Genomic DNA, 20834 nt, shown 5'->3' with positions numbered 1-20834 from the left:
TCTTTCAACAATTCCTGCGGTGCTGTAGTCATGCTTCTTCGACTCCTATCTTGAATTGGTTCTTATTTCCATTCTTGACTGAGTCGTTGCTTTTCATACTTGCAGTTTTTGTCGTTTACACAGATTTTTCGGCGGTCTCCGCCGTCCTGCTTCTCCGCGTGGTACACGTCAATATGGTCGATCAGCTCCGCCACCATGCGCCGGGTAATCTCGGTGGCGTTGGTGTACCGCCGGACAGTTGCAAGGAACGTGTCAATGTCCATCCGCTGGCCCTCGCTCTTTTTCAGCTCCAGCCGCAACGCCTTGATCCGCTTGGCGTTCTCCCCCTGCTCCTGCTCGTACCGCTGGGACATCTTCGCAAATCGGGCGTCGCTGATCTTCTGGTTCACGTTGTCCTCGTAAAGCCTTTCAAATAGCCCGTCCAGCTCTTTGTCCCTCGCCAGAAGCCCGTCCAACTCCCGCTGCTTCCTGGCCCGCTCGTTCTCCGTCACTTTCGCGGAACAGCCCATCATGGCCTTGATGAAATCGTCCTCGTACTCGTTGGCGAAACAGGCCAGCCGGTTCACCTCGTACAACACCACCCGCTCCAGAAATTCCAGCCGGATATAGTGGGTCTTGGAGCACTTGCGGAGGCCGGAATTGTGGTTCTGGCAGCTAAAGAATTTGATGTCGTGGTTGCCCTGGTTGAAGTGGAAATTGAGGTTGCCGCCGCACTCCGGGCATTTCAGATAGCCGGAAAACACGCTGGGCTCCTGGGTGACAGTGGGCCGCCTCCGGCGGGTCCCCTTTTTCATGCTCTGCACCTTTTCCCAGGTGGCCCGGTCTATAATGGCTTCATGGACGTTGAGGAAAATCGCCCGGTTCTCCTCCGGGTTCTCGATCCGTTTCTTCATCTTGTAGGACTTGGAGTAGGATTTGAAGTTGATCACGTCGCCGCAATACTCCTGCAAGGTGAGGATTTTCTTGATGGTGGTATGTCCCCACTTGGTAGGCTCCACGGTGCTCTTGGAACCGCCCCGGCTGGTTCCCTTGCTCCGCCAGTAATAGGTGGGATTGAACACCCCATCCCGTTCCAGCGCGGCGGCGGTTTCCGCCAGCCCGTAGCCGTCCAGGGCCATTTGATAAATGCGGCGCACCACGGCGGCGGCCTCCGGGTCGATCACCCAAAAACGGGAGTCCTCCGGGTTTTTGATGTAGCCGTAGGGCGGCGGTGATAAAGGGATACCAGAGTTGCCCTTGAGCTTATTCACAATTTTACGCTTTTTGGAAATATCCCGGGCGTAGTATTCATTAGAATATTTTCCATAAAGAATGATGAAATTACAGTTCCACAAATCCGACAAAATTGTAGTAGATTTTGATGTCACGCTCATCGTGTCCGTTGACTGTCCTACGCTCCCCGACCTCGATGCGCTTCACCAGCCGCAGGAGCGTCGGACGGTCCAGTTCTTCCAGCTTGGAGTAGTCCCGGATGAGAGTCAGCCAATCGTCAGTGGCCTTCTCGTCCTCCTGGCAGCTTTCCAACTGGGCGGACAATTTTGTCCGCTGTTCCAGCTTCGACCTGCGCTCATCTTCATACCGCTTCAGCAGCTGGACACACACTGTCTCCGGGATCCTGCCCTTCACCTTGTCCTCATAAGCGGCAACCACCAGCTTCTCCAACTCCGCAAGCCGTTTATCTAACGTATCCAGGGTTGCCTGGAGCGTTTTCCGCTGCTCCAGCCCGGCGGCGTTCTTCTGAGCCATGATCTTCTCTTTGAGGGCGTCAGGCTGATTCTGCGCCAGCGCCGCCTTGAAACGGATGTCGATCAGCAGCAGGTCGATCAGCACCCTCTGATTGATGATGTGGCCCGAACAGACAGTCTTTCCACCAGCGACATAGCGATTACAGGCGTAACTCTGATAGGCTGAGGGACTTCCGTCCTTGCGCTTCCGGCCATCTTTATAGTGCCGCATGGGGGATTTACAGTCCATGCAGAAAAGGACGCCTGTGAACAACGCTGTCTCTCCGGTCTTACTGCTCCGGAATTTTGCTTTTCGGGCATCCAACTCCCGCACCATATCCCACGTCTCCCGTGAAATCAGCGGCTCATGAGTGTTCTCCACCCTGATCCACTCGCTCTCCGGTTTGGCAATCTGCTTGTGAACTTTATAGGACAGATTACCCGTTTTATTCTGCACCATGTGTCCAAGATAAACCTCATTGCGGAGAATGGACTTCACCGTAGGCGGCGCCCAAAAATCACCGTCTTTGCGAATATTGAGCTTACCCTGCCTCATGTAGTAGAAGGTCGTAGGCGTAGGTACATGTTCGGCGTTTAGTGTGGTGGCGATCTTGCGGTAGCTGTACCCCTGGCAACGCAAATCAAATATGCGCGTCACCACGGGAGCGGTCACAGGGTCGATAACAAGGACGTGCTTATCCTCCGGGCTTTTCAGATAGCCGATGGGAGCGTAGCAGCCGACGTATTTCCCGGCCTTGAAGGTGGACTGCTTGACGGCCCTGATCTTGTTGCTGGTGTCCCGAGCATAGAGATCGTTCATGACATTTTTCAGAATAACCAGCATCTCATTATTTTTGTGAATCGTATCCACGCCGTCGTTGAGTGCAATAAAGCGGCAGCCCAGCGATGGGAACACAACGTCCGTATATTTGCCGCTCTCAATGTAGTCCCGTCCCAACCTGGAAAGGTCTTTACACAGCACCAGATTGATTTTTCCTGCGGTAGCGTCCGCAATCAGGCGGTTAAAATTCGGCCTGTCGAATGTCGTGCCTGAAACGCCGTCATCACAGTAGGTATCATACAAATTCCAGCCTTGCTCCCGCACATATCGGCTGAGCATTTCGCGCTGATTCTCAATGGATACGGACTCGCCTGTCCTCTCATCATCACGGCTGAGTCTGCAATAGATTCCGACATTGTAAGTTTCCTGCATCTTAATTTTTATAACCTCCTTGGACGCAGGCACATAGCATCTGTTACCTGCTGTTATTATACTCGCTTTCGCACGTTAAAGCAATAGATTTTCAGGAAATCATGCTGAATTTCTTCTGTTCCTCTCCAACTCGATCAGATCAAGTACCGTGCCCATTTCATCTTTGCCAGCAAACTCGCTGGCCAGGTGATAAGTCACACCATCTGCCTCAATGTCAAGGCCATGATTCAAAAGCTGATAGGCATGATTTCTGTATCGAAAACCAGGGATGCCGCCCGTTTTGGCGGTAGGTTCAAATTGTCTTTTCACTTTTTCTATGGTTGCTCCTCCTTTGAGTTTTCAAAATAATGATAAGACCGTTAAAATGTCGTTCTGGTCGGACCACACTCAAATGGACAAAATGTCCGTTTGGAATCAACCGTGCATTTTGCACATTTGATTTTCTAGGGAGATGGCGGCAATTTTGTCCGCTACCAGAAATCAGCGTTCTGTCTCCCGGCGCTTCTGCTGGGTCTGCTCCTGCTGGCGCATGGCGGTATCGACGTTCCGCTGCACCTGTTGGAGCCTCCACAAATCGTCCTGGATGGGCTTATACTGCTCATACTCGGCCTTGTACTCCTGTTGAAGTCTCGCCTGTTCCTGTTCCCACGCATGGACGGGGATTTTACCCACAGGGGAACGGCACTTATCCAGCTTGCGGCGGGCCATGTGGAATGTCTGCAACTCGCCCTCATGCTCCCTCGCAAATTTCTCCCGCTTGCCCTTCCACTTGATACCCTGCAACTCGTCATAGACGGGTTTGGTGTCCCGGTAGAGGTCAACGAGACGAAGCAGTTCCTTCAATTCGTTCAGACGGTCACGCTTCGCTTTCATGGATGCGTTGATGGCCTCCGTCCGTTCGCTCTGGGCGGCGATATGGGCCTCCAAATCATCCAGCGTGGCGATGCCCTTCTCGGTCAGAAAATTGACGGCCTTGGCAAAGTTTTTGAGGTTCCCAATTTTGGCATTGCGGCTCCATGCTCCAGCGTTCCGGCCCTCATAGTAGCCAGTTAGCAGGGCGGCAAGGTCGGGTGCCTGGGGCTTGCTCAATTCTTCCTTTACTGCCTTTATCCAATCCGTCAGGCCGGCGATTTTCTTCCGAATATCCCGCAGGATGTTGTTGGCCTTTTTTATCCAGCGGTTGAAATCGCCCTTGTCAGTAGTGATGCCTTTGGCCTCCATCTGGCGGACGGCCACGCCCTCATGGATGGTAGGAAGCAGGTCAAGCCCCTGCCGTTCATAGGAGCGGTGGTCGATGCGGCACGTCAGCCCCTTTTCCTCAAACTTGGCATTGACCATAGCGGCCCATGCCTCCCGCCAATGTTCCAGCGTTTCCGGGCTTCCCCAGTCGGTAGTGGGAACAGCGTCAAAGAGGGGCTTGCCGTCCTCGCCCATGATGCGGTTCCCGTCCTCATCCAGGCGGTAACGGCGGCGCTGCTTACACCCCCATTTACCGTCTGGCTTAATGGGCCGGATTGGACAAAGAACGTGGAAATGGGGATTCGGGATGCCACCATCTTTCTTGTCCGGCTGATGGATAGCGAAGTCGGCAATCATGCCCCGTCCCATAAGCTGTTCGGATACAAATTGCCTTGCAAGAGCGATGTTTTCTTCCAGCGAAAATTCGTTCTGCAAGGCAATGTCAAAGCTATATGCAAGCTGGGCTTTCTTGCCGCACTCAGCCTTCTCCACGGCGTTCCAAAGGGTGGCGCGATCTTGGTACTCGGCGGGGGCCTGGGGCGGCAGGAGAATGTCTGTGCAGACCACGCCGCCCTTGTGGGTGTAGTCGCTGACCTCGCCGTAATACTCGCTATATAATTTCTCCCCAGCGCGGTAGGCGGCAGACGTGACAATGGACTGTCCCGCGCTCCGTTTGACCCGGGTGACGTGGAGATGGAACAGGGCCAATTATCTGCCCTCCTGCTGGTCGGTGACTTGTCTCACCAGGTCGGAAACTTCCGGCAGGGAAAAGATTTGCTCTACCAGAATTCGGAAGGCCGCTTGGCTCATGCCGTGCACCTCCGGGGCTACGCTTTCCACATCTGCGCCACGGGTGATAAGGCGGTGGTTCCGCTTCTTCCTCTCGCCCTCGGTGTAGTAGCGGATACGGTTTTCCAACCGCTGGCATTGATGCTGGTACTGCTCCCGTTTGACAACGGCCTCATCGTGTTCTTTTTGCAGTTCTTTTTGTGATTTTTTCATCGTGTGGACCTCCTTCAATTTTGAATTTTGTAAATAAAAAGACCGCCTTACCCACAGAGGTAAAACGGTCAAAGGGGACAATGTTCAATTCCCCACAGGGGCAGGGATAGCCGCGAAGCGGCGCAAGGGGTGCAGCCCCTTGTACGGAGCGCAGCGACGCAAGCGGCCCGGACTTTCGGAAGTCCGGGCCGCAACCTCGCAGAGCGCACGATACATGGTCGCAGACCATGTATAGAAGTGCGCCATTCCTTCGTCATGGACTTTTTAGCTTCTCAGCATCGTTGTTTTCCAGTGTTCTAAGGGCTCAGGGAATATATGCGGCGTTTACACAGATGTTTAGATTGTTTCGCTATTTTCTGTCCCAATTATGATGCATATACTCTTTGAAATCATATTGTTTGTCCACTTCCCGGCGGAGCAAAATTGGTGCCAGTATAATTGCATTTTGACGATGAACAACTACCCTATCAATAAACGCCCAAACCATCTCAGGCGTTGGGTGCTCTTTATCCTGATAGAAAGTTAATTCCTCATCCCAAACGTCTCTCGACCATCGAACACGTAGATATTCCAGACGGCGCTCTTCCATAAAAGCCATATGAAAATCAGTGCCCCGCAAATCATCCCTCTTTAAAGGCGTACAATGCGCCTCTACCATTTCATAGACCATGCTGGCCATAGCATCTCTGAGGGCATCCAAAGATTCGTGCTTATCCATGTTCTCAAAGGACATCGGCTGCCCAGCTCGAATATAAATTTTATCGCTGTTGTGCTCATGAAAGGCTGCGATAGGTACAACTGGACAGCCGGTTTCTTGATGTACCAGGTATGGTCCGGAAAAAAGAGGCTGAACCAGCAGATTCTCCGTATTGTTCCAGCCTCCCTCCGGAAAAATAAGCACACTAGTGCCATGTTTCAAGACCTTGACCATCTTAGACACAGAATCCTTTCGGCTTTGAGGATCAAGCCGGTCTACATAGATCATACCATTCAGCCAACCGGCATACATTTGAGGATTGTGTTCAATCTGGTCTGTGGTTCCTATGAGAACATAAGCGTTTCTATCAATCGCGCTCAATGTTGAGATAATGTCATCATCAAAAGAGTGTGTAGCTGAAAAGATGTATGGCTGGCCTCTCTCCAGTTTAGGATACTGTTCAATCATGATCTTTCGTCTGGTCCCAAACCTTAACAACCGGCGAAAAACAGGATTTATCATGCGTCGAATCATCAATCCAGCTGGAGAGGTAAAATCATCTACACCCCATTTCATGACTTTTGTAATCCCGATGTTTTTCATCCTATTCCTTTCGTGCTGAAGAGAATTCCCGCTAGAGATAATTAAAAACTTGTTGTGCATCGAGAAAATCAGCATATTGCAAACGATAAGTTTTATAGCTAAGTTGTGTAATCAATCCGTAAACCTCTTCCAATACGGTAAGGCCATCGGATGTTGTTATAGGCTTATAGCTGATTCTTTCTTTTACCTTGCGGGAACATCGCTCACCAATAAAGTCTGCATGTCCAGCATCCAATATATCGGGATCAATAACATCATCTGATTCAACAGTAATTAACTTAAGCCATGTGAGCTGGCTAATATCGTAATTTTCCCAAAATTCGGATGGATCCATATTGCCATATTGGTTCACAATTTGTGGAGACAATGACGTTATTTCTACGAAGGTTTCAACAATAGGGCGGTCTTCATTATGCCCCCAACTCAAAGCTTCCAAAACTTCATCATAGGTTGTCGGATATAGGAGTATCGAAAGAATGTAATTGTCCAGCGCTGTTGTATTTCCTAATTTAGCAGATTGCCTATAATACTCACATCCACTCTTTATGTCTTTGGCAGCGCCAGTACCTGTGACGAGCATATATCCAAGATTGTTGAGTGCAATCGGATTTCGTTTCAGACTGTCATCTAAATAGATTTTAAGCGCAGATAGGTAGTCCTCGCTTATAAAGGCTTGCTCCGCCTCTTGAAGTAGGTCATCAACCGATTGTTCGTGCTCATGAATCTGCTTCCAAATGTTTTCGCCAAACAATAATGTAAGCAAGAGTACGATAACATTAAACACTGCACATATCAGCATAACTTTTGAGTTTTTTGTTTTCATGGCAACATTCCAACTTTCCCCAGCATGTCAGCTTTATTCTATATTTTTAGAACCTTTTTCCTCTAGCGCCCTGTAATCGACTTTTCCAATTGAGGTTAGCGGCAAACTGTCCCGGAACACATAATCCACCGGCTGGGCATACTCCGGCAGTTCCTTTTGACAGAGCGCGGTGAGCTGCCGCCGAATGAGTTCCTCACGCCCGGAAAATCCTGGGTCCAGCACGATATGCGCAGCAGGCAGCTTCCCCTGGCTATGCTCCTTATCCGGGATACCCACGACACAGCAGGACTGCACAGCCTCGTGGCTGGCAATAGTCTTTTCGATCATAGACGGAAAAACCTTGAACCCGTCATGCCGCACGATCATCCGCTTGATGCGGTCCACGATAAACAGCATCCCGTCTTCGGTCATGTAGCCGATATCGCCGGAATGTACCCAGTCCAATCCGTCTTTGTGCCGGACGATGATCTCAGCGGTAGCCTCAGGATTCTTATAATAACCCAGCATAGTGTTTGGGCTGGTTATGCAGATTTCTCCTTGCTGATTATACGTCAACTCCTTGCCTGTGTCTAGGTCAAAAATCGAAACTGTAGTATGGGTAAGCGGGATACCTACGCTGCCGATCTGATTGCAGTCATTTGAGATGCAGACAGTGACGCATGCTGCAACTTCCGTCATTCCATACCCCTTAGTCACAAAGTATTGACAGTGGTGTTCTGCAAGAAATTGATTTGTTTTTCGTTCAAGAACGGTATCCATTGCATCACCGCCGACAGTTGGTGCAATTATGTAAGAAAGGTCTTGGCCTTTCATTTTTTTGCTGTTAATGATTGTGCCATAGTGGGAGGGAACGCCAGTCATGTGGTTCGGCTTATATTTCAACAGCAGGTCATCAAATTTGTGTGGGTCAAACTGTGGTATTAAAATCGTCTCCATGCCAATGGACAATGGCAGATGAAGGCCATTGCCCACGCCATAGGCAATAAATGGCGGCATGATGTTTAGCCATGTATGCTCTCGCTGCATATCGATACCGGAAATTTGACATTGAAAAGCTGAAATGTTCAGATTATCATTTGTGAGCATGACCCCTTTAGGCCGGCCAGTCGTCCCACCTGTATGAACAATGACGACCGGACGATTTTTTTCATATCCCGCGCTGGTTGTCCCAGTATAAGCAGCCCCTTCTGCAATAAAGGATTTCCAACTGATGCAGGCACCATTAAGCTTCGGCCTCTTTCCCTGCTTCATCTTATAAAGAGTCCGCAGGACAGGCGGCAGGGAATCCGCTGGAGATATTGCCAGCACCTTTTTGATCGTGGTTTTGCTCAAAATATCCGCTGCCTTGGGCAGGACAACATCGACTGCGATCAAAAGCTCAGACCCAACCTCTTGAATATAGTCGCGAATGCCCTCAGCGCTGGTTCGCGGGTCGACCATATTCCCAATCGCGCCGATTTTTCCAAGCGCGTAAAACAAATATACGGTTTCCGGCAAGGTTGGCATCAGCACTGTGACGATACTTCCTTTGCCAACACCATTTTGCTTCAGCGCCCGAGCCGCTTTTTCGATGTTCTCAAACAACTCCCCATAACTGATTTTGCAGCCGAAATAGTTCAGCGCCGTTCTGCCGCGATAGTCTTTATTGCTTTTATAGAGGTAATCGTATATCGTACATGCCGGCAGCTGGGCGTTGATCGCCTCTTCGCTGTAGTATTTCAGCCAGGGCTTGTCAATCGATGGATAACCGGTTAATTTCTTTGTCAACATAGTTAATCGCTCTCCCAATTTTATGCATCAAGCTCATGCGCAAAGATCAATCCTTCGAAGTCGGTCTTCAATTTGTGCATGTCCTTTTTATTGCTATTTTCCGAAACTGGAAAATCTTCTCGTAGTTTGTAGGCATACGGAATTGCATGTACTGGCAATTTAGCTTTGCATAGCGCATGAATTCTGGTAATAATTCGTTGGATATCATCACCAAACACATCCTTATCTAAAATGATATGCGCTATAAGTCTTTGCGCACTATCTACTGTCACATTCACAACTTCACACTGAAAAACTGCATCATCCTGTAAAATCACAGCTTTTGTATCAAACAAATAGTATTTTTTGCCATCACATGCAATGTAACAGTCTGATGCCCGACCGAGAATGTGCACATATCCATTTGCATCTACATAGCCGATATCTCCGGTACAGCCCCATATCTGACCAGCACCGTCCCGCTTAAAAAATGCTGCTGTAGCGTCCGGATTGCGAAAATATTCTTTCATCCGGCAAGGTGTATCTACACGCAGTTCACCCCGCTGGCCATATTGCAATTCTTCATCTGTATCAGGGTCAAATGCGCTGACAATCACTTTGGGCAAAGGTGCGCCAACAGCTTCTGCACAATCCATACCGTCAAAACTGGTCGTAGCAGTAGCCCCTAATTCGCACATACCGTAACCTTTCACCAGCGGATTTTTGCATCCGTGTGCGGCAAGGAAATTGGCAAGAGCTTTTTCAGACTTTGGCAAGATATACTCGCCGCCAGTAATTGGATAGATCATATTGGATAAATCCAATTCCTCCATCGCTGAATCATTAATGACAGACAGCCAAAGTCCCGCAACGGCAAGTGCGTAATTCGGCTTGTATTTCAAGAGAGCATTCTTGAAAGAATCTGCATTACAGGATGGAATCAAAATACTTGAAATTCCGAGACACATTGGCATAAAAAGGGATATAACCATACCTGTAGAAAACCAGATTGGAATGAGATGTAAAAATGTATTTCCTGTCTGGTATTGAAACGGCGAGGTTTCATATTGGACAATACTAGCGTTCATGCCATCATTTGTCAGAAGGATTCCTTTTGAAGCACCGGTTGTGCCAGAGGAATAGACCATTGCAACCGGTCGGTCTTTTGCATAGCTGACCTCTGTTCCACCGGTGAAATTATTTCGGTTTTTTAGGAATTTTGACCACAATATGATATTTTCTTTGTTTCGTACAGCGGCCTTCAACATTTTATCTGTTTTCATCATAGATAGAACTCGTATTGGAAAACTCAATGATTCCGCTACAGGAATGACAATAACCGTTTCAATACATGTTTTGTCAATAGCGTCCTTAACAAATGAGTACATCTTATCCATGACAAATAGTATTTTTGCGCCGGTTTCATTGATACGGTCAATCATCTGTGCCGTTTGGAAAGTTGGATTCAGCATGTTTGCCACCGCACCGATTTTGCTTGCAGCCAGAATAAGAGTTACCGTTTCCGGAATGCCAGAGGAGCAAACAGTAAAACAATCGCCGCAGGTAATACCTACTGCCAACAATGCTCTTGCGCATACTTCTACACGATCAAATAATGACTGATAGGTTATTTTTGTATCAAAGTATTGCAGCGCCACATTACTCATACTGTTACGGTTATGATCCAGAATGTTTTGATACAATGTTTTTTGGGGTATGGCAACTCGAATTGCTTCATTGTTGTAATATTTCAACCATGGTTTATCTATTGACGGATAACCGGTTAAATTACCCATGTTATCTGACCTCCGTCCTTAATTTTGGAAAAGTGTACTTTCCTGTAAAGTCATTTCAACGGGGAGAAATTGCCTATGAGGTATTGAAATTGCGCACTTTTTCTGGTAAACTATGGTCAATGTCAAACGGAGGTGTATTTACAGGAAAGTACACATTCCTGTAAAATCATCCCCTCACAACAATTTGGCCTTTTCGTAGATTTCCGCCCGGTAGCGGAAGGTGGACAGCGGCATCCCGCACTCCTTCGCCGCCGCTGTGCCAGTGATCGCTCCGGCTTTCCACCGCTGATAGGCACTGTGATAGTTCTCTGGGAGCGGTCTGGGCGGTCTGCCGAATCTTACGCCCCTGGCCTTTGCCGCCACGATGCCCTCCGCCTGACGCTGGCGGATGTTGGTGCGCTCGTTCTCTGCCACGAAAGACAGCACTTGCAGGACAATATCGCTGAGGAAGGTGCCCATCAGGTCCTTGCCCCGGCGGGTGTCCAGCAAAGGCATATCCAGCACCACAATGTCGATCTTTTTTTCCTTCGTGAGAATCCGCCACTGGTTTTGGATTTCTTCATAGTTGCGCCCCAGCCGGTCGATACTCTTGATGTAGAGCAAATCGTCCGGTTTCAATTTTTTTACCAGTTTCTTGTACTGAGGCCGATTGAAATCCTTACCGGACTGCTTGTCCATGAAAATGTTTTGTTCCGGGATAGACATTTCCCTCAGGGCGATAAGCTGCCGATCCTCGTTCTGCTCTCGGGTGCTGACCCGGATGTAGCCGTATGTATTTGAAATGGCTATCAAACCTCCTTTTGTGTAGTGACGCTTAAAATGGTGTTTCGCTTTCCGCACAGTACCCGCGCGGGTGGCCTCAGCAGACCGGATGAATGGCCACGGGTACGGGTATACCTCCTGCCATCTGAGGGTCACGAAAGCGCCCGCGCGGGCAAGGTGAGAAGTCAACTGGTAGAGTAGCAATCTGCTACCACATCACCCAATGTCTGGATGGAACTGTTGATTGCGTCCAGCATTTTCAGAACATCCATCAGATTCTCTCTCGACATTTGAGCAAAGGTGTCCGCCTGCTTCAGAAAATCGTTGGTGTGTGCTATAACGCCATCCGCAAAGTAGGCCATACCCATCATGGCGGCAATTTGTTCCCTCTGAAATCCTTCTGCTGTCAAGGATTCTGATTCCTGCGGCTGCCCCTTTGTCAGATATTCGTCTACCGTTTGGATTTCTCCCGATACCAGCAGAGTAGATACCTCCTTCTGCTGGTCCGGGGTCAGTTTGGATATTTTCTTTAAGGTTGTGCTGGACACAGGCTTTTTCGCATCTCGCAGCGTTTCCTTCGCGTCTGGTGTCAGATCAGTTGCGATTTTAATGTGTCGCGCGATGGTGCTGGGGTGGGAGCCGGTCACGCTGGCGGTATCCTCAATGAAGGACTTCCTCCTGGATTGCAAATTGCAATCCACTTTGTTCCCCTTCGCCTTGTTCATCCCAATCGCCTGGGCGGTCCCGGCTCTGGTTTCGGGATAGAGCATTTCATAAATGTCCTTGCGCCGCCTGTATAAATCGCCAATTTCCAGCGGGGAGAGGTTTGCCCTTGCAAAATTCTCGTCAAGCTCGGCCAGCTCCGCCGTCAGCCCGTTCAAATCGGTGATCGTACACTCTACCTCCGTCCAGCTCAGCAGCTTCACGGCCTCCAGCCGGTGCAGTCCCGCCACCAGGGTATAGTCCCCGGTCAGCGTGATCGGATTCAACAGACCGATCTCTGAAATGCTGAACGCAAGCTCTTCAATATCGTTTTCCAGAGCGGTGCGCCGCCCGGGGTTGACCTTGATTTCATCAATTTTGACCTTCATGTTCCATGCCTCCTTCCTCGTTTCTGCCAGATAATGTCGTAGCCAAGTACATCGGCCAGTTCAATCGCCTCGTTGTAGCGCAGAGTGCCGCGCTTGAGCTTGTCCGAAAGATTGGGGACGCTGGCGCTCCATCCATGGACTACCGCCAGCGTCCGTACTACCTCGCTCATGGTCGTGCCTTCCTGCACGATATGAGCCTTTATTTCGTTGCGTATGTTCATGCTGTGTGTTCTCCTAACTTTTAGTGTGATCGCCGTTCTTCTCTGAAACCCGTTCCTGCCCCTGTTTTTCAGCAGCGTTTTGTTCCCTTTGGTACGCTCATATCATCGCATACTTCACCGGGGAACATATCCATTTCAGACGGTCATGCAGTTGTCAAGGTGTGCGAGTATCGCTGCATGACCTATCATACTAAAATTTTTCGCCCTTTCCCGTATATCCAAGAGGTCGGAAATCCGGCCTGAAATGAGCAAATTTCCACGCTTATGGAAATCCGTCCGCAGGCGTCATAATTCGATGGAATATCGCTCTTTTCTGTGCTATAATTTGTCTGCAAAAGGCGAAGGAGGCATTATGGTGGATGATATAATTCTTACAATCACGGAGCGTCTAAAGGATCTGCGGAAGAAGCGCGGCCTTACCCTGGAGGCATTGTCGGAGGCCACCAAAATTTCAAGGTCCGCCCTTGGTACATATGAGACTGGCGAATTTAAGGACATCAGTCCGTTCAGCATTGTAAAACTGGCGAAGTTTTACGGCGTGACCACGGATTACCTCATGGGTGTGAGTAATCTTGAAAAAGAGGCTGATGCAGAGATACAGGAGCTACGCCTGACCAATGAGGCTTTGAACGTGCTAAAAGGCGGGCATTTCAGCAGGAAATTATTGTCTGAGGTCATTTGTCACAACGATTTTCCCCGATTGATGACGGATATGGAGATTTTTGTTGACCACATCGCCAGTATGCAGGTCGGCAATCTGAACGATGTTATGGGCACAATGCGGGGCATTGTCCAAAAGCAGTACCATCCAGAAGAAAACGAATTGTTTTACCGAACTGCTGAATTAGGGAAGATTTCTGCGGATGAGTACGTCAGCTCTGTTCTCAGGGATGATTTGACCGGCATCCTGCGTGACATACGCAATGCCCGCCCAAAAAGAACCAAGGATGAAACAGCCTTGTCCCCACTCGCTGTCATAGAGGAATTTGAAGAGAAGGTTCAGTCCGTCATTGAAGGAAAGGGAAGTCCAGAGGAACAGGCCGCGAAAGTATATCTGGCCGCATGGGGTATTGATTACGATGATCTGACCCCTGAGGAATTTGTGGTACTGATTGGGATATTGGAAAAGTCAAAGTTTAAGGAGAACAGCATTAGCCGGAGAGGTAAGAAACGGCCCTTGCCGCGGAAAAAGCGCAAAAAATGAAAGGGGGTGCATGGCTCAGCCTATAAACTGAACCATGCGCCCCTTTGTGATATTAGCAGTAAATCAAGTCTTTCCTTATTATTTCTTCCACTTGTGCATGGATTGCGTTCATCCGGCCCACCCATACCATCTGATCGCTGGCTTTCAATTCTTCGGTCACACCAGCGGTAGCGGCCATGCGAGGGATCATGGTGTCAAGATACCTCTGCGCCGCCTCGTCAATTTCCAGCAGATGGGGATACAGTGTCCCGTACAGGAGCATATAACTGTACCTGCCGGGGTGATGCTCTTTCAAGTACCGCTCTCTCATACGGCCATAGATGCCGATCTCCTTGTCAGGCTGGACATCCATGGCAAGGTCCGGGATATAGTAATCGCCAACTTCTGTGTAGGTTAAAGTGTCATTACTCTGATTATTCATAATCAATACCTCCGTTTTTCACCAATTTTGTCGGAGGTAACAGGGATGCTATGTCCTGCGTGTACTATCATTCTTTATGGATAAGTCTCATTCATGATATTTTTGAACGGTGCAAACTCATTTTCTCCTTCATCGCTGTCTATTCCGTCGGAGACGGCCACCAGCCGGACATCGTGGGCCGGGAAAAATTCTTCCGTCAGGCGGCCTACCTCGATGTAGTTACGACCCAGCCGAGACAAGTCTTTTACAAACACCGCTGAAATATATCCATTTTCAATAGCCTGGACCATTTTCTTAAAACCAGGGCGGTTCATAGTTGTGCCACTGATTCCGTCGTCTACAAAAGTCAAGGTATCCGTATATCCTTTTTCCTTTGCCGCCTTCTGAAGAATCTTTTTCTGATTGCTGATGGAGTTCGATTCGGTATCCAGATTATCGTCACGGCTCAGGCGGCAGTACAACGCTGCTGTTCTAAACTCGTTGTTCTTGCTTGACTGCTTCAAAATTTCCTCCTTTCCAGCCGTCAAACAAGAGGTTTTATCCTCTATTATTATACTGCCGGCCCTTCGGAGCGTCAAATTTTGGAGCGTCTATATCTGTAAGCATGAGCTTTAAGAGAATCTCACCCATCGTTTCGCCATTTTCTTTGTAAACAGGCGTGACGATAAACGTGATCTTCCCCATGTAATAGACGTATTCCTCGTTGGCCATATAGCCCTCCTTTCCCTGATTGGTGTCCCACGGTGGGATTTCATTCCGCACCGACGCCCGCAAGCGGAGGAACAGGGAAAGGGTAAGCTGTTCCTCCAGCTTGCGGGTGTTTTTTAGTGCATAATGATAGCTTGCGTGAGTTTAATCTCCAGACAGCGCTTCATGTACTCGTCCAGGCATTCATAGGGGCGTCCGGTTTCATCGTAGAGCGTCCGGGTACACAGCTTGTTTATGTAGCCGGAATAGTACCGCAAGACACGCTCCACGGCCTCGGCGTCCCCGGAACGGGCAGCGTCGCTTACCGATAGGGGCAGCATTTCCCTGCCCTTGTGACGGGGCTGCTTCATGATGTTTACCCTCCTTTCGGCATTAACGCCACCAATTTTGCACGAAGCCCGGTCAAGGCTTTTGTCCTGCGCCGCTGGACGGCGCTTCTGGACATTTCCAGGTATGCGCCGATCTCAGCGTCTGTCATGTCCAGCGCACAGTGCAGGATCAGGATGCTCTGCTCTGTAGCGGACAGGCCAGCGAAGGCGGCGGCCACAAGCTCGTTGTCAATGCACATGCTGTACCCGTGCGACGAAAATACAAAGCTGTCGCTGGGGTAGCAGTCCGTGGTGCTGAGCTTGTCCCACTCGCTCTGAGGCACGGTATCCAGCGGGGTGACACGGCGCCGCTGGCGCTTCATGCTCCGCTTCAGATTCCAGGCTTCGTTGCGCAGTACCGATTTACAGAAAGCGTCAAACTGGCACCGCTGTTCATATTCGCGGGGGATCGATCCCATTTTCTCACCCCCTTCCGTTGGGGATGGGTGGTTCTCTCCCTTTCCGCTAATAGGACACCGGCTACGCTCTCCGCTGCCCGCAAAATGCCCACTTTATGAAAAAATTTTTTAGAGCATATAAATAGCAATTTCCAGCGGCTTTTGAGCCTATTGGACACAAAAATATCCGCATAGCAAAAGGCCACACGGACGGATAAAATACAATATTCAGCTATATAAGAAATTGTTGTATCTTCAAGGCTGGATTTTACCGTCAGAGGGGAAAGAATTTTTTTGACGCTTTATCCAGCTTTGCTAATGACCTTGGCACAGCGGCTACCTCCTAGAGCCGCCAAAATCACAGCGGCGGCACTTTTTACCAAAGTACCGCCGCCATGTGGAATCTATATAAAGCCAATGTGGAGCCTGTGTGAAACAGGAATTTTTTTACTCCCTCGGTGTAACTACAATGCCGTCCTCATTGTCCGGGTCGCGGAAACTGTAGGTAACGCCGTCAGGTAAAGTTATATCGTCGGAGTTGTCCTCAGTGTCCAATCCCGGTTCGGTGTCGATTGCAATGTCTGTATCATCAATTTCCACGGAGTTCCCCAAATTCGTGTCCTGCTCGTCGTTGCCTTTCTGATCGGTACAGCCAGCGAACAGCGAGAAGCAGACCAGAACACAGGCCAAAATCATCATAAATTTTTTCATCACATTTCCCTCTCTTTCAAATGTCCCCGCTTGATTTCCAGCACCACATCCGCCTGTTTTGCCACCTCGCCAGAGTGCGTCACGACCACCACGCACTTCCCGAACGCATGGGCGCTCTCTTTCAAAATCGCCGTGATCTCCTCGGCGGTGTCGGCGTCCAGGTTCCCGGTCGGCTCGTCTGCCAGAATAACCGGGGCGTCGGAGGCCAGCGCCCGCGCAATCGCCACCCGCTGCTGCTGTCCGCCGGACAGTTTCAGCACATTCCGGGTGATCTCGTCTTGCTCCAGCCCCAGCCGTTCCAGAATGGGGGCGGCGTCCAGCTTGGCGGTAAGCCGTACATTTTCAACGGGCGTCATGTAGTCGATCAGGTTGTAGCTCTGGAAAATCAGCGAGATATGGTTCCTGCGGTGGTGTTTCAGGTCCTTTGCCACAATATCCTCGCCGTCAAACAGGACACCGCCCTGTGTTGGCACATCCAGCCCGCCCAGCAGGGACAGCAGCGTGGTCTTGCCCGACCCGGACGGGCCGAGGATGGCGTACATTTTCCCGGTTTCCAGTGACCCGCTGACGTTCTGCAAAACCGCCTTGCCCTTTTCGTAGGCGTAAGAAACATTTTTCAATTCCAGTATAGGCATGATAGTCCCTCCTTCAGCTCATTTTCGACAAGATTTCACGGGGTTTCAGCCGCATGACCGTGATAGACGATGCGCTGACCGCCACAATGATGATGGCAAATCCGATCAAGTAGAGCTGGGCAAGGTTATCCAGCCCAACCGATACCTGGATGCCGTTTTCAGTGGGTAAGGGCTTTTGCACGAGATTATCCGCGCCTATCTCAACGGAGGCGGCAACGGAAACAACATTGTTATCGTCCTCCGGCTCGGTCTGTATACTCTGCTCCAACAGGTGGTTGCCAATCTGCCCCGCTATGGCGTTGCTGGTGAAGTAGGAGAGGCCAAAGGCGAGGACGGCAATCAGCAGCACCTCAATCAAATACTGCCCAATGATGGCCGATTTCCTGATACCCACGGACAGGAACACGCCGATCTCGTGAATACGGGTCTTTGTCCAAAGGGTCAATATCAGGGCCAGAATGATGGCGCTGACAACGATAATCACCACCAGCAGGGTCACGACCAACTCATTCAGCGTAGCCAGCGGAGCGGCGGCGTTCTCGTAGGTTTCATTGTCCACCTCCACGGTAAAGGCTTTCCAGTCAATACCCGGCAGGGCCTTGACATCGGCCACCACCCGCGCCATGTCCTGCGGGTCGTCTATAGTAACGTGGAGAGCAGAAAAGCCGTAGTTGATCTCTCCGCCGTCCAATTCCTTTGAGGTCTGCAAATCCACAAACACCCGGTTCTGGATTTTATCGTAGGTGGTGACAGTTTCACCAAACTGCTCCACCGCATGAGGGGTAAACAGTCCAATAATTTGTATCCTGATTTCCAGCCCGGTAAAGCCCTGATCTTCCACGCTGTAACTGTGGGCGGTGAGATAATCCCCGATCTTCAACTCGTTTCTTTCCGCCAAGTCCTGGCTGATGATTGCCACATGGGTATCGTCGGTGGTAATATGCCGTCCCTCTGCCAGCGTCAGTGTGCCGGTGGTGAAAAGTTCATCATCTTCCGTGTTGCAGACGCCCAGGGCCTTTGTATATCCCTGATATTTTGCGTCGGTTGAGATTGTCCCGGGAAACAGGGAAAGCCCATCAAACGGCAAAAGATTGCCCTGCCTTGCGCTGCAATACTTTACGCCGGGAACGCCTTTGATGGCGGCAATGTTCTCCGGGGTAAATTGTACGGTAGAATACATGAGGAAGCTGCTTGATGTTTTGCCGGTTTCCTCATCCACTTCATCTTTGACGGGTTCTTTCACTACATAGGGGCTATTGCTCCAATCTACAAAAACATCAAATTTGCCGCCCAAACTCTGCCGCAGGTCAAGCTGCGCGGCCTCCGACGCCTTCCAGATAGAGAGGCCCGTCAGGACAAAGGTTGCCATAATCAGCAGGATGGCGAACAGGAGAATGGTTTTCCCCCGTTTTCGCGTGACGTATAAAAACGCCCTTTTGAAAATGCTCATGGTTGATACCTCCATATCGTTATGCTGTTCTTCCGAACGCACTCGCAGAATAGCATCCCAATGTGGAATGGGTATGAAACGTATATGGAATTTGAGCAGAAATGAAAAACTCCCCAGCCGGGGAGTTTTCCACATTTATAGTTGAATGGTAAAACACATCCCAGGCGGGGACTTCATCGGCTTAAAAGAATAGGGAACGTCCATAGAGGTCAAAAGTGTATCCACGATATAGAGGCCCAGACCGTTGCCCCCGCTTTCACGGCTCCGTGAGAAGTCTGGACGATAGAACGGTTCAAACAGACGGCGGATTTCATCGTCAAGGATAGGCTTGCACTCGTTTTCGACCACAAGGCTGCGCCCCTCCATATAGACGGAAACATTTTTCCCGGCCTCTGTATAAGCGACAGCATTTGCGAGGATATTAGACACCGCTTTACTGAACGGGCCAACAGGCAGCACAGCGGAAAACTGCTCCGGCAAGTCAAGAGAGAATGTAATTTGATGTGCCGCCGCAATCAGTTGGTAGGGTTCACATAGTTCCGCCAGCAGTTCAGACACATCAATCTGCTTTGGCGGTTCAGTGGCCAAATTCAGTTTGGAGGTTTCCAAAATCTCATGTATCATCCCGGAAAGCTGCTCGACCATTTCTTTGCACTCCGGGAGATAGGTAGCATAGTCCTGATATTTTCCCACGCCTAAAATCATGTTTTCCAGTGTGGCGTTCAATGCGGTCACAGGTGTTTTCAGTTCATGGGACGCCGCCCGCAGGAAGTCCACCTTGGCCCGCTCCATATCCCGCACAGCGTCCTTTTCCCGTTCTAAATGTTCAATGGTAGACAGCAGATTAGAGTACAGATCATTGACGTTCTGCGCCAGTGTACCAATTTCATCCTTGGTATGAATAAAGCAGTTTGCTCCGTGGTCTAATTTCATCATCTGCTCGGTTGACGCAGAAATCTTCTTGATAGGGTCGGCAATCGCTTTGGAAAACAGGAGGGAACAGACAACGGAAATCAGCAGGGAACAGATTAACGAGATAGGCAGGGCTTTTTCTACTGCCTCGGTCACAAACTGCTCCTGCCGGATGCTGACAAGAACATCATCTTGGGTACTCAATGCAAGCTGCATCTGTGGGGCAAGCAGATAGATCAGCCCATGCGTGACAACAACGACAAATAACATGATGCTCATGGTATAGAGAAATATCTTCGGAAACAATTTTAAGCGTTTCATGGCTGCACCTCATATTTATAGCCGATACCCTTGACTGTTACGATGCAGTCAAGCCGCAGTTTTTTCCGCAGATTTTTGATGTAGGTGTCCACAGTTCGGTCGATGATCGGATAGTCAGCGCCCCACAGTTCGTCCAAAATCTGCGAGCGGGTTAGCACCAGCCCCCTATGTTCCACCAGCAGCCGGAGCAAATCAATTTCCTTGGGCATGATGTCGATTTTCCCGGCGCTGTCGCTGGCGGTGTAGCCGGAGAAATCGACGGTCACATCGCCAAAGGTTATCGTTTGGGGTAACGGGGCCTGTCCGCTTCGCCGCAAGAGAGCGGTGATCCGCCTCCCCAGCAATACCATAGAAAAGGGCTTTGTCATGTAGTCATCGGCCTGCTCGTCAAAACTCATGACCTGGGTATATTCGTCCTCAATAGCGGTGAGCATCAGGACAGGCGTTGTGCTGTTCCGCCGTATCTCATGCAGGACAGACAGACCGCTGACGTGGGGCAGCATAATGTCCAGCACTACAAGGTCAATATGATTCTGCCGGAAAAGCTGAAGGGCCTCGCTGCCATCATAGGCCGGAATGAGCGAGTGGCCCGTGGGCTTGAGATATTCGCAGATCGCGTCGTTCGTCTTGTGATCGTCCTCAACAATTAGTAGTGTTGCCATTGGCGCACCTCCTTTGTCAAAACAATATATCACCGCATTGTGAAACCAGTATGAAATAATTATTATTTTTTATCTTACTAAAAATATTATGGAAGGAATTTATGTAGGGCTATCGGGAGTAAAT

23 protein-coding genes are annotated in these 20834 nt (G+C 49.8%); 1 reads left to right on the top strand and 22 read right to left on the bottom strand.

What is annotated here, in order from left to right; all coding sequences use genetic code 11:
* Nucleotides 1–62: 62 nt before the first annotated feature.
* The 12 genes from NFS22_RS10485 to NFS22_RS10430 form a co-directional block, all read right to left on the bottom strand.
* Nucleotides 63–1250 carry a recombinase family protein gene (locus NFS22_RS10485; protein WP_251317717.1) on the bottom strand — a complete coding sequence of 396 codons (1188 nt, stop codon included), beginning with the start codon at nucleotides 1248–1250 and terminating at the stop codon, nucleotides 63–65.
* Nucleotides 1251–1320: 70 nt separating this feature from the next.
* The gene (locus NFS22_RS10480) at nucleotides 1321–2937 is read right to left on the bottom strand and encodes a recombinase family protein (RefSeq protein ID WP_251317716.1); all 1617 of its coding nucleotides are present in this window, start codon (nucleotides 2935–2937) and stop codon (nucleotides 1321–1323) included.
* Between the two features lie 99 nt (nucleotides 2938–3036).
* Nucleotides 3037–3246: a hypothetical protein gene (locus tag NFS22_RS10475; protein ID WP_251317715.1), complete on the bottom strand. Its 210-nt coding sequence runs from the start codon at nucleotides 3244–3246 to the stop codon at nucleotides 3037–3039.
* A 171-nt stretch (nucleotides 3247–3417) separates the two neighbouring features.
* Nucleotides 3418–4884 (bottom strand): MobQ family relaxase, encoded by a 1467-nt coding sequence (gene mobQ, locus NFS22_RS10470; protein WP_251317714.1) that lies wholly within the window; start codon nucleotides 4882–4884, stop codon nucleotides 3418–3420.
* Complete coding sequence (locus tag NFS22_RS10465; protein ID WP_251317713.1) at nucleotides 4885–5178, bottom strand: DUF3847 domain-containing protein; 294 nt, start codon at nucleotides 5176–5178, stop codon at nucleotides 4885–4887.
* Nucleotides 5179–5527: 349 nt separating this feature from the next.
* Nucleotides 5528–6478 (bottom strand): lysophospholipid acyltransferase family protein, encoded by a 951-nt coding sequence (locus tag NFS22_RS10460; RefSeq protein WP_251317712.1) that lies wholly within the window; start codon nucleotides 6476–6478, stop codon nucleotides 5528–5530.
* Nucleotides 6479–6509: 31 nt separating this feature from the next.
* The gene (locus NFS22_RS10455; protein ID WP_251317711.1) at nucleotides 6510–7301 is read right to left on the bottom strand and encodes an SEL1-like repeat protein; all 792 of its coding nucleotides are present in this window, start codon (nucleotides 7299–7301) and stop codon (nucleotides 6510–6512) included.
* A 33-nt stretch (nucleotides 7302–7334) separates the two neighbouring features.
* The gene (locus tag NFS22_RS10450; protein ID WP_251317710.1) at nucleotides 7335–9071 is read right to left on the bottom strand and encodes a class I adenylate-forming enzyme family protein; all 1737 of its coding nucleotides are present in this window, start codon (nucleotides 9069–9071) and stop codon (nucleotides 7335–7337) included.
* 20 nt (nucleotides 9072–9091) lie between these two features.
* Nucleotides 9092–10846, bottom strand: coding sequence for a class I adenylate-forming enzyme family protein (locus NFS22_RS10445; protein ID WP_251317709.1), 1755 nt, complete (start codon nucleotides 10844–10846; stop codon nucleotides 9092–9094).
* 174 nt (nucleotides 10847–11020) lie between these two features.
* Nucleotides 11021–11629, bottom strand: a complete 609-nt coding sequence (locus NFS22_RS10440) for a recombinase family protein (protein WP_251317721.1) — start codon at nucleotides 11627–11629, stop codon at nucleotides 11021–11023.
* Between the two features lie 164 nt (nucleotides 11630–11793).
* Nucleotides 11794–12699, bottom strand: a complete 906-nt coding sequence (locus NFS22_RS10435) for a ParB/RepB/Spo0J family partition protein (protein ID WP_251317708.1) — start codon at nucleotides 12697–12699, stop codon at nucleotides 11794–11796.
* Nucleotides 12696–12920 (bottom strand): LLM class flavin-dependent oxidoreductase, encoded by a 225-nt coding sequence (locus NFS22_RS10430; protein ID WP_251317707.1) that lies wholly within the window; start codon nucleotides 12918–12920, stop codon nucleotides 12696–12698. The genes NFS22_RS10435 and NFS22_RS10430 overlap by 4 nt, the downstream gene beginning before the upstream one ends.
* A 352-nt stretch (nucleotides 12921–13272) precedes the next feature.
* Here NFS22_RS10430 and NFS22_RS10425 point away from each other — a divergent pair, with 352 nt between their 5' ends.
* Nucleotides 13273–14124, top strand: a complete 852-nt coding sequence (locus tag NFS22_RS10425) for a helix-turn-helix domain-containing protein (RefSeq protein WP_251317706.1) — start codon at nucleotides 13273–13275, stop codon at nucleotides 14122–14124.
* A 52-nt stretch (nucleotides 14125–14176) separates the two neighbouring features.
* Here NFS22_RS10425 and NFS22_RS10420 read toward each other — a convergent pair whose 3' ends face one another.
* The 10 genes from NFS22_RS10420 to NFS22_RS10375 form a co-directional block, all read right to left on the bottom strand.
* Nucleotides 14177–14545, bottom strand: coding sequence for a TnpV protein (locus NFS22_RS10420; protein WP_251317705.1), 369 nt, complete (start codon nucleotides 14543–14545; stop codon nucleotides 14177–14179).
* A gap of 74 nt (nucleotides 14546–14619) precedes the next feature.
* Entirely contained in the window at nucleotides 14620–15048 is a 429-nt protein-coding gene (locus tag NFS22_RS10415; protein WP_251317704.1) for a recombinase family protein, read from the bottom strand.
* Nucleotides 15049–15082: 34 nt separating this feature from the next.
* Complete coding sequence (locus NFS22_RS10410) at nucleotides 15083–15256, bottom strand: hypothetical protein (protein ID WP_251317703.1); 174 nt, start codon at nucleotides 15254–15256, stop codon at nucleotides 15083–15085.
* A gap of 113 nt (nucleotides 15257–15369) precedes the next feature.
* On the bottom strand, nucleotides 15370–15603 hold the full coding sequence (locus NFS22_RS10405) for a helix-turn-helix domain-containing protein (protein WP_251317702.1): 234 nt from the start codon (nucleotides 15601–15603) through the stop codon (nucleotides 15370–15372).
* 5 nt (nucleotides 15604–15608) lie between these two features.
* Complete coding sequence (locus NFS22_RS10400; protein WP_251317701.1) at nucleotides 15609–16040, bottom strand: RNA polymerase sigma factor; 432 nt, start codon at nucleotides 16038–16040, stop codon at nucleotides 15609–15611.
* A gap of 426 nt (nucleotides 16041–16466) precedes the next feature.
* A complete protein-coding gene (locus NFS22_RS10395; RefSeq protein ID WP_251317700.1) occupies nucleotides 16467–16730 on the bottom strand; it encodes a hypothetical protein in 264 nt (87 codons plus the stop codon).
* Nucleotides 16730–17365: an ABC transporter ATP-binding protein gene (locus NFS22_RS10390; protein ID WP_251317699.1), complete on the bottom strand. Its 636-nt coding sequence runs from the start codon at nucleotides 17363–17365 to the stop codon at nucleotides 16730–16732. The genes NFS22_RS10395 and NFS22_RS10390 overlap by 1 nt, the downstream gene beginning before the upstream one ends.
* A gap of 13 nt (nucleotides 17366–17378) precedes the next feature.
* Nucleotides 17379–18815, bottom strand: a complete 1437-nt coding sequence (locus NFS22_RS10385) for an ABC transporter permease (protein WP_251317698.1) — start codon at nucleotides 18813–18815, stop codon at nucleotides 17379–17381.
* A 135-nt stretch (nucleotides 18816–18950) separates the two neighbouring features.
* Nucleotides 18951–20048: a sensor histidine kinase gene (locus tag NFS22_RS10380; RefSeq protein WP_251317697.1), complete on the bottom strand. Its 1098-nt coding sequence runs from the start codon at nucleotides 20046–20048 to the stop codon at nucleotides 18951–18953.
* A complete protein-coding gene (locus tag NFS22_RS10375) occupies nucleotides 20045–20710 on the bottom strand; it encodes a response regulator transcription factor (protein WP_251317696.1) in 666 nt (221 codons plus the stop codon). Before NFS22_RS10375 ends, NFS22_RS10380 begins: the two co-directional genes overlap by 4 nt.
* Nucleotides 20711–20834 lie beyond the last annotated feature (124 nt).

Source organism: Flintibacter muris (assembly GCF_943192995.1).
GTDB classification, from domain to species: Bacteria; Bacillota; Clostridia; order Oscillospirales; family Oscillospiraceae; genus Lawsonibacter; species Lawsonibacter muris.
This window is presented reverse-complemented; position numbering and strand designations above follow the sequence as displayed.

Excerpts from the sequence above, each read along its gene's own strand:
- NFS22_RS10390 (WP_251317699.1), bottom strand. The coding sequence starts at position 17,365 with ATGCCTATACTGGAATTGAAAAATGTTTCTTACGCCTACGAAAAGGGC.
- NFS22_RS10395 (WP_251317700.1), bottom strand. The coding sequence starts at position 16,730 with ATGAAAAAATTTATGATGATTTTGGCCTGTGTTCTGGTCTGCTTCTCG.
- NFS22_RS10375 (WP_251317696.1), bottom strand. The coding sequence starts at position 20,710 with ATGGCAACACTACTAATTGTTGAGGACGATCACAAGACGAACGACGCG.
- NFS22_RS10465 (WP_251317713.1), bottom strand. The coding sequence starts at position 5,178 with ATGAAAAAATCACAAAAAGAACTGCAAAAAGAACACGATGAGGCCGTT.
- NFS22_RS10380 (WP_251317697.1), bottom strand. The coding sequence starts at position 20,048 with ATGAAACGCTTAAAATTGTTTCCGAAGATATTTCTCTATACCATGAGC.
- NFS22_RS10460 (WP_251317712.1), bottom strand. The coding sequence starts at position 6,478 with ATGAAAAACATCGGGATTACAAAAGTCATGAAATGGGGTGTAGATGAT.
- NFS22_RS10425 (WP_251317706.1), top strand. The coding sequence starts at position 13,273 with ATGGTGGATGATATAATTCTTACAATCACGGAGCGTCTAAAGGATCTG.
- NFS22_RS10435 (WP_251317708.1), bottom strand. The coding sequence starts at position 12,699 with ATGAAGGTCAAAATTGATGAAATCAAGGTCAACCCCGGGCGGCGCACC.
- NFS22_RS10420 (WP_251317705.1), bottom strand. The coding sequence starts at position 14,545 with ATGAATAATCAGAGTAATGACACTTTAACCTACACAGAAGTTGGCGAT.
- NFS22_RS10455 (WP_251317711.1), bottom strand. The coding sequence starts at position 7,301 with ATGAAAACAAAAAACTCAAAAGTTATGCTGATATGTGCAGTGTTTAAT.
- NFS22_RS10480 (WP_251317716.1), bottom strand. The coding sequence starts at position 2,937 with ATGCAGGAAACTTACAATGTCGGAATCTATTGCAGACTCAGCCGTGAT.
- NFS22_RS10400 (WP_251317701.1), bottom strand. The coding sequence starts at position 16,040 with ATGGGATCGATCCCCCGCGAATATGAACAGCGGTGCCAGTTTGACGCT.
- NFS22_RS10445 (WP_251317709.1), bottom strand. The coding sequence starts at position 10,846 with ATGGGTAATTTAACCGGTTATCCGTCAATAGATAAACCATGGTTGAAA.
- NFS22_RS10405 (WP_251317702.1), bottom strand. The coding sequence starts at position 15,603 with ATGAAGCAGCCCCGTCACAAGGGCAGGGAAATGCTGCCCCTATCGGTA.
- NFS22_RS10430 (WP_251317707.1), bottom strand. The coding sequence starts at position 12,920 with ATGAACATACGCAACGAAATAAAGGCTCATATCGTGCAGGAAGGCACG.
- NFS22_RS10385 (WP_251317698.1), bottom strand. The coding sequence starts at position 18,815 with ATGAGCATTTTCAAAAGGGCGTTTTTATACGTCACGCGAAAACGGGGG.
- NFS22_RS10410 (WP_251317703.1), bottom strand. The coding sequence starts at position 15,256 with ATGGCCAACGAGGAATACGTCTATTACATGGGGAAGATCACGTTTATC.
- NFS22_RS10450 (WP_251317710.1), bottom strand. The coding sequence starts at position 9,071 with ATGTTGACAAAGAAATTAACCGGTTATCCATCGATTGACAAGCCCTGG.